Consider the following 11909-nt stretch of genomic DNA (forward strand, 5'->3'; position numbering starts at 1 on the left):
CGCGAGATCGCCTCTAGAAGGGCGCGGCTGTAGGTGTCGGTTCGGGGTCGGGTGTGAAGCGGACGGTGGGGGCTGGGTTGTCGTTGTAGGTCCTACCGGTGGGGCTGGTCCATTCCAGGACTCCGCCTGGGCGTTGTGTGACGGTCCAGGCGGTGTCGTGTTTGAGGACGTGATGTCGTTTACAGAAGTGAGCGAGGTTGCACGGGTCGGTGCGTCCGCCGCGGGCGGCATCGATGGTGTGGTCGATGTCGCAGGCGTGGGCGGGGCGTCGGCATCCGGGGAAGCGGCAGTGTTCGTCTCGGGCCGACAGGTACCGTTTCAGCGCGGCGTCGGGTCGGTAGCGGTCGACGGCGACGGGGAGTCCGGTGTCGGCGTCGGTGAAGACGCGATCCCAGCCGGGGGCTCGGCCAGCGAGGTCGCGGATCAGGGCGGGGTCGACAGCCCCGTAGCCAGCGAGGATGCCGGGTTCGTCGCTGGTTCCGGCCAGGGACCGGAGGGGGATGGTGACCTGCACCCGTCCGGCGATCCGGGTTGTGACATCAGCATCGCCGTGGGCTGCGGGTGTTGCGGTCAGCAGCAGGTCACTGAGCACATCGGCGCGCAGCTGATCCATTGTTCGGTCATCTGGTGCCGGTTCGGCCGGGTTCTGTTCGTCGCCGAGCACTGCGACGCGGGTGTCGCGGACGTGGCGGGCGACCTGGGTGAGCCGGTCGTGGATGGCATACGCGAGCGGCGCGGGGAGGTCGGCGACCAGGCGGGCGAGTCCGTCGTCGAGGTCCTGGATACGAACGGCGCGGGCGTCGGTTGCGAGGCGCCGCAGTCGGGTGGGGGAGTCGGGGTCGATGCTGGCGGCGATTGCACGGGCGGCAGGCCGGAGTCGGTTGGGGCTCTCGTGGCGGGCGATCTCGAGCGCAAGCTGTTCGTAGTGGGCCCGCGCCGTGTCATCACTGATGCCGGCACCGGCGTCCACGATGACCCGTACGTGGGCGGTGTCGATCTCGCCGCGTTCGAGGGTGGTGTGGGTTCCCGCGAAGCGGCCGACGAGGGCGGATGCGTCGCCCATGCGGTTCTGCACGGTGCGGTCGCTGACCCGCATTGCGGCGCCCAGTTCGGCAGCGATCTCGCGGATGCCGAGGTCTGACCCGGACCGGGAGGATCCGAGCTCCGCGGCCCGTTCTAGGGCCAGATCAACTCCGTATGCGAGCAACCGAGCTTCACGGGCCTGCAACGCTGCGATCTTCCGCCGCGTCGCAACCAGATCATCCACCAAAGCGGTCACCCGACCGTGCACCCGCGACGACACGGAAGGACCGCGGTGTCGGTCGGGGGATGCGGGGGTGCCCATGCTGCTCCGAGAATCGTGAAGCCAGACGGCTCCGCCGGAAGCGCTCCATGGGCACGTGCGCTGCTACTCATTAGTATAGAACAAATGTACGAAACGCGCAAGCCTGGGATGTGCACCGACGCGGTACGCTGACACCGATCGAGGAGGAACGATGCGGTTCGAGCACCTCGGGGCGCAGCCCCGCATCCATCCCACGGCCGTCATCGCGCCGAGCGCGGTGATTTCGGGGGACGTCACGATCGGCGCGCATTCACAGGTCCTGCACGGCGCGGTCATCACGGCCGAGGGCGGTGCGATCACGATCGGTGAGAGCGTCATCGTGATGGAGAACGCGCTGATCCGGGCGAGCGCGACAGATCCCGTCCATATCGGCGACCACGTGCTGGTCGGACCGATGGCGAGTATTTCGGGAGCCACCGTGGCTGATGAGGTGTTCCTCGCCACGGGCACGCGCGTCTTCAACGGTGCGCGAATCGGCGAGCGCAGCGAGGTTCGCATCAACGCGGTCGTTCACCTGCGCACCGTTCTTCCCCCAGAAACAGTCGTGCCGATCGCGTGGGTTGCTGTCGGAAATCCGGCGCACCTGTACTCGCCGGACCGGCACGACGACATCTGGGAAGCGCAGAAGGAGTTGGACTTCCCGGGCTACGTGTTCGGGCTCGACCGTGAGACGCCGGATCTGATGGTTCAACTCACGGAGCGCTACGGACGGAGTCTTGCGAGGCACGCTGACGACGTTCGCCTCGACTGAGACTTCAGTCCCAGGTCACCCCGCATTCGCGGCACAGGAACACCACGGCATCCTGCACGTCGACATCACTCAGCAGCTCGGCGCGGCGCTCGAACGCGACAGCAAACCATGCCACGTCGTCGACGCGGACGTCGTCGGTGCCGCACAACGGGCAGGTCTCCGTGGTCGTGATCGCCATGCCCAGACGCTAACCCTGCCCACCGACACGGATGGCAGCGACGCGCGATCCGTGCAGGATCATCCCGTGTTCTGCAGGCCCGCCGCGACACCGCTCACCGAAAGCAACAGCAGACGCTGCTGATCGGGATCGGCGGGTGCGTCCGATGCCGCGGCATCCCGAAGCCCGCGCAGCGCCCGCAGCTGAAGCAGCGACAGCGCGTCAACATAGGGACTGCGGAGCTTCACGGCACGCTGCAGGACGGGCTTGTTGGCGAGCACCTCGTCGCCGCCGGTGAGCCTGACGACCCAGGAGCGCGTCAACGTCATCTCATCGAGCACGAGCCCGGCGAGGTCGTCACGGTCACCGAGTTCGAGATAGCGGCGCGCGATCCGTGGGTCGGTCTTGGCAAGGCTCATGCCGACGTTGTCGATCATCGTCCGGAACAACGGCCATTGCTCGTAGGCCTCGCGAAGCAGCTCCTCGTCACCGACGGCATCCAACGCGGTGCCGAGGCCAAACCAGCCGGCGAGGTTGATGCGAGCCTGCGCCCAGGCGAACACCCAGGGGATGGCGCGGAGGTCAGCGAGGGATTCGACCGACAGACCGCGGCGCGCCGGGCGAGAGCCGAGGGCCAGCAGTCCGATCTCTTCCATCGGGGTGACCTGCGCGAACCATGGCGCGAAGCCGGGGGCTTTGACCAGATCGAAGAAGCGCTGGCGGGATGCGGCATCCATCGTCGCCGCCACATCGGCGAACTTCCGTGCCGCGCCGCTGTTGCGCCGCTCGATCGAGGGTGCCGATGCCAGCAGCACAGCGGCAGCGACCTGATCGATGTGGCGCATCGCGATGTCCGGATCGCCGTAGCGGGCGAAGATCACCTCACCTTGCTCAGTGAGCTTGAAGCGCCCGTCGACCGAGTGTGGAGGCTGGGCGAGGATCGCGGAGTTCGCGGGCCCGCCGCCACGCCCGAGGGCACCGCCACGCCCGTGGAAGAGCGTGAGCTCGATCCCCTCCTCCTTTGCCCACGCAGCGATGTCGGCCTGCGCCTCGTACAGCGCGAGTGTCGCGGCGACGGGGCCGACGTCCTTCGAGGAGTCGGAGTACCCGAGCATGACCTCGAGGCGGCGCCCGGTCCGGGCCAGGCGATCCGCGAACTCGGGGTGCTGCACGATCTCGGCAAGGATCCCCGGTGCCGCCTGCAGATCGGCGAACGTTTCGAACAGCGGGACGACGTCGAGCACCGGCATCCGCCCGCCCTCGCCGACCGCGTAGCGGGCAAGGCGATGAACGTTCGCGAGATCCTCGGCGGACTGCGTGAACGACACGATGTAGCGGCCCGCTGCAGCAGGTCCGTACCGCTCCTGCAGGAAGGCGATCGTGCGGAAGACCTCGAGCACCTCGTCGGCCTGCTCGGAAAGCTCGCCGGTCGATCCGGCAGCCACATCCAGCTCGGCGAGAACCTTCGCGTGCACTGCCGAGTGCTGCCGCACCTCGAGCTCGGCAAGGTGGAAGCCATAGGTCTCGACCTGCCAGATCAACTGCTGCAGGTGCCCGTAGGCCTGGCGGGCAGCCCCGGCGGCGACGAGCGAGTCCTGAACCGTGCGCAGGTCGGCGAGGAACTCGCTCGGCTCGCGATAGGCAAGGTCGGCATCGCGCAGGCGTGTCGCGTCGATCTTGCGCGCGAGCATCAGCAGGATGCGGCGGTGCGGCTCGTTCGGCGATCGCTTCGCGATCTCAGTGGCTGCCTCTTCATCTGCAGCCTTCAGGCGCTTCCACAGCGCAAGCAGCGCGTCGGAGGGCGGCGTCGTGTCGGCATCCAGGGTGAGCGTCCGACCGATGCGCTGCGTCGTGCGCTCGAGTCCCAGCAGGATGTGCTCGGCGGCGATGCCCGCTGCTTTGCGCGTCACGGATGCCGTCACGAACGGGTTTCCATCGCGGTCACCGCCGACCCACGACCCCACACGCACGAAGGGGGTTACGAGCGGTGCGCGACCACCCGCGTTCGTTCCCTGCAGCATGTCATCGAGGCGCCGATACACGGCCGGGACCACGGTGTAGAGGGTCTCGTCGAAGATCGCCATGACCGAGCGCACCTCGTCGACCGGCGACGGCTTCTCGGGGCGAAGAGGCGCGGTGCGCCACAGGGTGTCGATCTCTTCGACCATGCGCCGTTCCAGACGCGCCGGGTCGTTGCCATCGCGCAGGCGGTCGTCGTGTTCTTGCAGCAGATCCGCAAGGCGACGGATGCTGGATGAGATCGCCCGGCGGCGCGCCTCGGTCGGGTGCGCGGTGAACACGGGGTGGAAACGCAGCGACTGCAGACGGGCGAGGGCGGCATCCTCACCGACTTCCTCAGCCAGCCGGGCGTAAGCGGCTTCGATCGAGTCGGCCGCGCCTTCGCTGTCGGGGCGGCCGTCACGCTCGCGGACAATCCGCACACGTTGGTGCTCTTCCACCAGATTCACCAGGTGGAAGTACGCCGTGAACGCGCGGGCCACCTCGTGGGCTCGCTCGATCGAGAACGATTCAGCCACCTCGGTGGCTCGCGCGTAGGCCTCGGGAGTCTCATCCGTGTACGCCTGGATCGTCGCGAGGCGAAGGCGCTCGACATCCTCGAACAACCCGGGCGACCCGCTCTCGCGGAGCACTTCTCCCAAGAGGGAACCGAGCAGGCGCACATCCGCGCGCATCTGTTCGGGGATCTCCTGACCCGCTTCATATCGGCCGACGAGGTCGATGGCTTCGGTTCGGGTCATTTCGTACATGGATTCCACCGTAATGGCCAGGTGTTTCATCAAGGTGACGGGTGACGACTCGTGACAGGGCGCGATCCGAGCCGTCTTCGAGGCGCACTGCGCCCCGCCGGTAGGATAGGGGCTGGAGAGCCGGGAAGTCTGGTCGGCATCGGCTGCCGCATCCCCGAAAGGACTCCATGTCGTTGCTTCGCTCTGCGCGCTTTCCCGCCATCATGCTGCTGGTTGCAGCCGCCGCGGGACTCATCATCGCGAACTCTCCGATCGGCCACAGTGTGCAAGACCTGCAGCACACCTACGTCGGCATTCCCGGCGTCTTCGAGCTCTCTGTGGGCCACTGGATCGCGGATGGGCTCCTCGCACTGTTCTTCTTCGTCGTCGCCGTCGAACTGCAGTTCGAACTCACCAATGGTCAGCTCAACTCCGCTCGCAAGGCCCTGCAGCCGGCGATCGCCGCGGCGGGCGGAGTGCTCGTCCCGATCGTCGTCTACCTCGCGTTCGCGTGGGGCACCGAGTCTGCTGACGGGTGGCCGATCCCGACCGCGACCGACATCGCTTTCGCCCTCGGCGTTCTCGCCGTGTTCGGCAGAGGCCTGCCCTCCGGGGTGCGGATCTTTCTTCTTGCGCTCGCGATCCTCGACGACATCGTCGGCATCATCTTCATCGCGGTGCTCTTCACCGATGGCGTCAACATCGCGCTGCTTGCCGCAGCGGCAGTACTCGTCGTGGTCTTCGGGTATCTCAGCCGAAAGCTCGACACCCGGGCGCGTGCCGCGGTGATCCCGATCCTCCTGGTGCTCGCTGTGGCGACCTGGGTTCTCGTCTACCTGTCGGGTGTGCACGCCACGATTGCCGGCGTCGCCCTCGGGCTTGTCATGGCGCAGCAACCGGCGCTTCATACCCGGCATGCGATGGAGCCGTGGGTGAACGTCATCGTGCTGCCGCTCTTCGCGTTCTCGTCGGCTCTGGTCGTCATCCCGGCGGTGTCCATCGAGGAGCTCACGCCCGCCTTCTACGGCATCCTGATCGCGCTGCCTGTCGGAAAGATCCTCGGCATCTCGCTGTTCGGGTGGATCTCGCAGCGGGTCGCGCACGACCCCGCGATGCCGCGGCTTCCGCTGGCTGACCTGATAGCCGCCGGCGCGCTCGGGGGCATCGGATTCACGGTGTCACTGCTGCTGTCCGAACTCGCCTTCGAAGGCAACGACCTCCTCACCGACGAAGCTGTTCTCGGTGTGCTCTCGGGCTCGCTTGTCTCGGTCCTCATCGCCGGCATCCTGGTGTCGATGCGCGCCCGTCACTACCGCAGGCGGGCAAGCAGCGTCGCCATCGAGGCCGACGAGGCGGCGACGTCATGACGGGCCCGGCCGAGCCGGCATCCGTGGATGCGCTGCGCCGCGCCGCCGAGACGATGCGTGCCGTGCGCGATACGTGCGTGTGGACGCAGCAGATCGACCACCGGGCACTCGTGCCCTACCTCGTGGAAGAGAGCGCCGAACTGATCGATGCGGTGGAGGTCGGCACGCGCGCCGATCTGCGGGAGGAACTCGGCGACCTGCTGTGGCAGGTGCTGTTCCACGCCGAGATCGCTTCGCGCGACAGCGACGACCCGTTCGATATCGATGACGTCGCTCGCACTCTCACCGACAAGATGGTGCGTCGGCATCCGCACGTCTTCGCGGGCGAGACCGCCGACACGCCCGAGCAGGTGCTCGTCTTGTGGAACGCTGCCAAGGCCGAAGAGAAGCGCGGCCGCACGAGCGTTTTGGACGGCGTGAGTGAACGGATGCCTACTCTCGCGCTCGCGCAGAAGCTGGTCGGAAAGGCAGCCTCACTCCCTGCACTCAGCTCGCCGGGAGTAGGTGCGGGCGCAACGGCACTCGCTGTTCCCGCCTCCGAGGATGAGCTCGGCGACGCGCTTCTCGCCCTCGTTGCGATCGCCCGCACGCGCGGCTGGGACGCCGAGCGTGCGCTGCGGGAACGGTTGCGCGGGCTCTCGGAAGAGATCCGAGCTGCCGAAGCTGCGCCCGCTGACCTGGAAGAATAGGCCGGTGCCACCCGTCACCCCGCCGCGCGGCATGCGCGATTTCCTCCCCGCCGACAAGGCTCGCCGCGAGCGCGTGCTCGCCGTCATCCGGCAGCGCTACCGCGCACACGGTTTCGACGAAATTGAGACTCCGGTCGTCGAGGACTACGAGCGGCTGCACGCCGGAATCGGCGGCGACAACGAGAAGCTCGCCTATAACGTCCTGCGGCGCGGACTCGATGCCGACGGCATCCGTGCGGCAGCCGACGATCCCGCGGCGCTCTCGGATCTGGGGCTGCGGTATGACCTGACGGTGCCGCTCGCACGCTTCTATGCGAGCCACCGGGCCGAGCTTCCGGGGGTCTTCCGTGCCGTGCAGATCGCGCCGGTGTGGCGAGCAGAGCGCCCCCAGAAGGGTCGATACCGGCAGTTCGTGCAGTGCGACATCGACATCATCGGCGATGCTTCCTCGCGCGCCGAAGCCGAGCTGATCACCGCGACCCTCGACGCGCTGGATGCCCTCGGGCTCGAGGGCGGCATCGTCCGTGTGAACGACCGTCGCCTGTTGGATGCGATGCTCGATCACTTCGGCTTTCCCGAGGCAGAGCGACCCGGCGTCCTCATCACGATCGACAAGCTCGACAAGATCGGCGCCGCAGGCGTGGCAACGGAGCTGCGGGAGCGCTCGGCGGCGCCCGAGGCCGTCGATACCTTCGCGGAGTTCCTGGCGCGTGAGAAGGGCACGGTAAGTGGCTTCGACGAGGAGCAGATCCGTGCCGCGCTGCCCGACGGGCTCGAAGGTGAGGCGATCGGCGCGCTCGCCGCGATCGGCGAGGCGGTGGCGACTGCCCGCGGGGGAGAGGCCCCGCTGGTGTTCGACCCGTTCCTCGTGCGCGGTATGGGCTACTACACCGGCACGATCTTCGAGATCGCCCATCCGCTCGTCTCATATTCGCTCGGGGGCGGTGGCCGGTACGACGGAATGATCGGCCGCTTCCTCGGCCAGGACGTCCCCGCCGTTGGGTTCTCGCTCGGCTTCGAGCGTCTCGTCGATCTCGTCGCCGACGCCGCGGATGCCGCTCAGTCAGCGATCGTGCTGGTCCACGATCGCGATATGGCCGTTGCCGAGCTCGTGGCTCTGAAGTCAGCGCTCGTGGCCCGGGGTGATCGTGTCCGGCTCGAGCAACGCCCGAAGAACCTCAAGCCCCTGCTGGAGCGTGCGACCGCGGACGGGTATACCCACTTCGCCGCCGTCCGGCCGGGCGCGACGGTCGACGCTCTGGAGATCAAGTCGCTCGGCTAGTTCGTTTACCGTCGCGTCAACGACGGTTCAGATCGAGCGGGTCGAATCACTGCATGAGTCGGATCACGACTGGGGTGCTGTGGGCAGCTGCCTTGGTGGGTGCCGTGGCGACGACGGCGCTCGCCACGCGCGCACTGCTCGACCGCCAGGCCGCGCAGGCCCGGCGACTCATCGGCAAGCCGCTGGGTGAGGATGCGCTCGAGGCAGACCGCGTGTGGCGCCGCAAGCTCGAGGGTGACCCGATCGAGCTTCTCGTACTGGGGGACTCGATCGCGGCGGGCCTCGGCGCGCAGCGGCGCAAGGAAACGCTCGGCGCGCGTCTGGCGATCGGACTCGCGAAGAAGGCGAAGCGCCCCGTGCGACTGCGCACCGCGGCGGTCGTCGGCTCGGAGTCGTCGGCCCTGGGTGCTCAGCTCGACGAGCTCGCTGATGACTATCGGCCGGATGTCGCCGTCATCGTCGTCGGCGGCAACGACATCACGCACCGCGTCGCCGTCTCCACCGCGGTGCGGCACCTGGTTGTGGCGATCGAACGGCTGCGGGCCCGCGGTGCGCAGGTCGTGGTGGGAAGTTGCCCAGACCTCGGGGCGCTACGGCCCGTGCCGCAACCGCTGCGATCGCTGGGGTCGCGGATGTCGCGCCAGCTCGCCGACGCTCAGGAGGACGCGGCGGTCGGCGCCGGCGCGTACGCCGTGTCACTGCGTCACGCCGTCGGACCCTTCTTCATCTCCCAGCCCGATGAGATGTTCAGTCTGGACCGCTTCCACCCGAGCCCGCTCGGGTACCGGCGCACCGCCGAGGCCCTTCTTCCGGCGGTTGCGGGAGCGCTGGGCTACGGCAAAACAAGCGTCGCGACGCGGCATCCGACGGGGAAATCAGATCCAGCGCGCTGACCCGTTGACCGCACGAGCCGGGCACGGTTGGCTGATGCCATGCCAGATCCCACCCCGGACGCGTGGACCCGAGTCGATCACTACCTGACCGACACGCTCGTCGACCAGGATGCTGCGCTTGATGCCGCGCTGGCAGAGCAGGGCCGCGCGGGGCTGCCAGCCATCGAGGTGGCTCCCGTGAACGCGAAGTTCTTGCACCTGCTCGCCCGGATCGCCGGCGCCCGCAGGATTCTTGAGATCGGTACCCTCGGCGGCTATTCCACGATCTGGCTGGCCCGCGCTGTGCCGAACGGCGGAACGGTGGTCACGATCGAGGCCGAGCCGCTCAACGCGTCAATCGCGCGGGCCAACCTCGACCGTGCGGGCGTCGGGGATCGCGTGGACGTCCGCGTCGGGCGGGCCGCAGAGGTCCTGCCGACCCTTGCGGGCGACGATCCCTTCGATCTTGTCTTCATCGATGCCGACAAGGAATCCAACACGGTGTACCTCGACTGGGCGGCGCGCCTCGGGCGTCCGGGAACTGTCGTCGTCGTCGACAACATCGGCCGATCGGGCCAGGTCGCCGATCCTCACGACACCACGAGTCAGGTCGTCGGTACCCGGCAGGGGCTCGAGATGCTCCGCGAGGACCCGCGGTTCGATGCGACAGCACTGCAGACGCTGGATCGCAAAGGATGGGATGGGATCGCGCTCGCCGTCGTGGTCTGAGCTTTTCTCCGTCCGCGCGGGCCTGTGGCGCGGCATCCGTCGTCACTAGACTCGACGTGGACCGACGACGCTCCGACACAACCCTCCCAAACAAGGAGTCCTTTCGTGGCATTGATTGAGGCTGTAGGCGCGCGCGAGATTCTCGATTCGCGCGGCAACCCGACCGTCGAGGTGGAAGTCCTCCTCGAAGACGGCACCGTTCAGCGGGCGGCCGTCCCGTCCGGCGCATCGACCGGCGCATTCGAGGCGTATGAACTGCGTGACGGCGACAAGAGCCGGTACGGCGGCAAGGGCGTGCTCAAGGCCGTCGCTGCCGTCATCGACGAGCTCGGGCCGGCACTCGAAGGTGTGGATGCCAGCGAGCAGCGCATCGTCGACGAGATTCTCATCGAGACCGACGGAACCGACAACAAGTCGCGGTGCGGCGCCAACGCGATCCTCGGTGTGAGCTTGGCTGTCGCCAAGGCCGCGGCCGACAGCGCAGACCTGCCGCTGTTCCGCTACCTCGGTGGACCCAACGCGCACGTGCTGCCCGTTCCGCTGTTCAACGTCATCAACGGCGGCGAGCACGCCGACAACGGCATCGACTTCCAGGAGTTCTTCCTGGCACCCATCGGCGCCGAAACGTACGCTGAGTCGCTGCGCTGGGGCACCGAGACCTACCACGTCCTCAAGGGCGAGCTGAAGGCTGCGGGCTTCGCGACCGGCCTCGGCGACGAGGGCGGCTTCGCGCCCGACCTGCCCAGCAACCGCGAGGGCCTGGACTTCCTCATGAAGGCGATCGAGAAGGCCGGCTTCACCCCCGGCAAAGACATCGCCGTGGGTCTGGACGTCGCGGCCACGGAGTTCTTCTCCGACGGCGTGTACACCGTCGAGGGCAAGCCGTGGACGGCGGCTGAGCTCACCGACTACTTCGCCGACCTCGTCGCGAACTACCCGATCGTCACGATCGAGGATGCGCTGGCCGAAGACGACTGGGACGCCTGGAAGGCGCTCACCGACGCGATCGGCTCGAAGGTGCAGCTCGTTGGTGACGACCTGTTCGTCACCAACCCGAGCCGCCTGCAGCGCGGCATCGACCTGGGCGTTGCGAATGCTCTGCTCGTGAAGGTCAACCAGATCGGCACGCTGTCCGAGACCCTGGACGCCGTGGCTCTGGCCACCTCGAACGGCTACCGGTCGATGCTCTCCCACCGGTCGGGCGAGACCGAAGACACCACGATCGCCGACCTCGCGGTCGCCGTGAACTGCGGTCAGATCAAGACCGGTGCGCCTGCTCGCAGCGAGCGCGTCGCGAAATACAATCAGCTTCTGCGCATCGAAGAAGAACTCGGCGACGCGGCGGTCTTCGCCGGTCGTGGAGCCTTCCCCCGTTTCAAGGGCTGATGCGCTCGAACTGACCTGACGAGAGGGGAGCCGTGATGACCAGTCCGGCTCCCCGTTCTCGTTCCCCCCGTCCTCGCTCGCCTCGCTCGCCTCGCCGCGTCGACGTGCGGGGCTGGCTCGGCGGCATCCGGCTCTCGGGCTTCATGGTGATCATGCTGGGACTCGTGGTCCTCGCAGCCTTCGTGTTGGTTCCCACCGTCGGCACCTACCTGGAGCAGCGACAACGGATTGCTGCACTCGAGCAGGCAGTGCAGGTGACCGAGGACCAGATCGCTGCCCTCGAGACCGAGATGGACCGGTGGCAGGACCCGGCCTACATCACAACCCAGGCCCGCGAGCGGCTCTACTACGTGCGCCCTGGTGAGGTCGTGTACCTCGTCGACAATGACTTGCCCGATTCGGCGATACCCGCCGAGCAGGCGCCGGTGAGCGACGAGGTGGTGCAAACCACGACCGACTGGATGTCGCAACTGGTGCGCTCGGTGACCGCGGCGGGGCTTGCGAAGACCGCCGCCCTTCCGGTCATCGGGGTTCCCGATCCGCAGCCCACTTCCTCGGAATTGACTGTCGCACCGTGACGCGCA

At 67.7% G+C, this 11909-nt stretch carries 11 protein-coding genes; 8 read left to right on the top strand and 3 right to left on the bottom strand.

Going from position 1 to position 11909, the window contains the following annotated elements; all coding sequences use genetic code 11:
* Positions 1-13: 13 nt before the first annotated feature.
* On the bottom strand, positions 14-1303 hold the full coding sequence (locus tag Q1V87_RS07875) for an HNH endonuclease signature motif containing protein (RefSeq protein WP_300591600.1): 1290 nt from the start codon (positions 1301-1303) through the stop codon (positions 14-16).
* A gap of 193 nt (positions 1304-1496) precedes the next feature.
* On the opposite strand from Q1V87_RS07875, the gene Q1V87_RS07880 reads away from it, so the two are divergent.
* A complete protein-coding gene (locus Q1V87_RS07880; protein ID WP_300591602.1) occupies positions 1497-2096 on the top strand; it encodes a gamma carbonic anhydrase family protein in 600 nt (199 codons plus the stop codon).
* Positions 2097-2100: 4 nt separating this feature from the next.
* Here Q1V87_RS07880 and Q1V87_RS07885 read toward each other — a convergent pair whose 3' ends face one another.
* Positions 2101-2274, bottom strand: a complete 174-nt coding sequence (locus Q1V87_RS07885) for a hypothetical protein (protein WP_300591604.1) — start codon at positions 2272-2274, stop codon at positions 2101-2103.
* A 59-nt stretch (positions 2275-2333) separates the two neighbouring features.
* Complete coding sequence (locus Q1V87_RS07890; RefSeq protein WP_300591605.1) at positions 2334-5021, bottom strand: phosphoenolpyruvate carboxylase; 2688 nt, start codon at positions 5019-5021, stop codon at positions 2334-2336.
* Between the two features lie 167 nt (positions 5022-5188).
* On the opposite strand from Q1V87_RS07890, the gene nhaA reads away from it, so the two are divergent.
* The 7 genes from nhaA (at position 5189) to Q1V87_RS07925 (ending at position 11903) form a co-directional block, all read left to right on the top strand.
* Positions 5189-6367 (top strand): Na+/H+ antiporter NhaA, encoded by a 1179-nt coding sequence (nhaA, locus tag Q1V87_RS07895; protein ID WP_300591606.1) that lies wholly within the window; start codon positions 5189-5191, stop codon positions 6365-6367.
* Positions 6364-7056, top strand: coding sequence for a MazG nucleotide pyrophosphohydrolase domain-containing protein (locus Q1V87_RS07900; protein WP_300591607.1), 693 nt, complete (start codon positions 6364-6366; stop codon positions 7054-7056). Before nhaA ends, Q1V87_RS07900 begins: the two co-directional genes overlap by 4 nt.
* A 31-nt stretch (positions 7057-7087) precedes the next feature.
* Complete coding sequence (gene hisS / locus Q1V87_RS07905) at positions 7088-8338, top strand: histidine--tRNA ligase (RefSeq protein ID WP_300591615.1); 1251 nt, start codon at positions 7088-7090, stop codon at positions 8336-8338.
* A 53-nt stretch (positions 8339-8391) separates the two neighbouring features.
* Positions 8392-9231: an SGNH/GDSL hydrolase family protein gene (locus tag Q1V87_RS07910; RefSeq protein ID WP_300591609.1), complete on the top strand. Its 840-nt coding sequence runs from the start codon at positions 8392-8394 to the stop codon at positions 9229-9231.
* 39 nt (positions 9232-9270) lie between these two features.
* A complete protein-coding gene (locus Q1V87_RS07915; RefSeq protein WP_300591611.1) occupies positions 9271-9939 on the top strand; it encodes an O-methyltransferase in 669 nt (222 codons plus the stop codon).
* Positions 9940-10044: 105 nt separating this feature from the next.
* The gene (gene eno / locus Q1V87_RS07920; protein ID WP_300591612.1) at positions 10045-11325 is read left to right on the top strand and encodes a phosphopyruvate hydratase; all 1281 of its coding nucleotides are present in this window, start codon (positions 10045-10047) and stop codon (positions 11323-11325) included.
* A gap of 35 nt (positions 11326-11360) precedes the next feature.
* The gene (locus Q1V87_RS07925) at positions 11361-11903 is read left to right on the top strand and encodes a septum formation initiator family protein (RefSeq protein ID WP_300591613.1); all 543 of its coding nucleotides are present in this window, start codon (positions 11361-11363) and stop codon (positions 11901-11903) included.
* Positions 11904-11909 lie beyond the last annotated feature (6 nt).

This window comes from Microbacterium sp., from assembly GCF_030149085.1.
Taxonomy (GTDB): Bacteria; Actinomycetota; Actinomycetes; order Actinomycetales; family Microbacteriaceae; genus Microbacterium.

What these genes read in the sequence shown, in the direction of transcription:
- Q1V87_RS07900 (WP_300591607.1), top strand. Translation starts at nt 6,364, where the DNA reads ATGACGGGCCCGGCCGAGCCGGCATCCGTGGATGCGCTGCGCCGCGCC.
- nhaA (WP_300591606.1), top strand. Translation starts at nt 5,189, where the DNA reads ATGTCGTTGCTTCGCTCTGCGCGCTTTCCCGCCATCATGCTGCTGGTT.
- Q1V87_RS07880 (WP_300591602.1), top strand. Translation starts at nt 1,497, where the DNA reads ATGCGGTTCGAGCACCTCGGGGCGCAGCCCCGCATCCATCCCACGGCC.
- Q1V87_RS07885 (WP_300591604.1), bottom strand. Translation starts at nt 2,274, where the DNA reads ATGGCGATCACGACCACGGAGACCTGCCCGTTGTGCGGCACCGACGAC.
- Q1V87_RS07890 (WP_300591605.1), bottom strand. Translation starts at nt 5,021, where the DNA reads ATGTACGAAATGACCCGAACCGAAGCCATCGACCTCGTCGGCCGATAT.
- hisS (WP_300591615.1), top strand. Translation starts at nt 7,088, where the DNA reads ATGCGCGATTTCCTCCCCGCCGACAAGGCTCGCCGCGAGCGCGTGCTC.
- Q1V87_RS07925 (WP_300591613.1), top strand. Translation starts at nt 11,361, where the DNA reads ATGACCAGTCCGGCTCCCCGTTCTCGTTCCCCCCGTCCTCGCTCGCCT.
- Q1V87_RS07915 (WP_300591611.1), top strand. Translation starts at nt 9,271, where the DNA reads ATGCCAGATCCCACCCCGGACGCGTGGACCCGAGTCGATCACTACCTG.
- Q1V87_RS07910 (WP_300591609.1), top strand. Translation starts at nt 8,392, where the DNA reads ATGAGTCGGATCACGACTGGGGTGCTGTGGGCAGCTGCCTTGGTGGGT.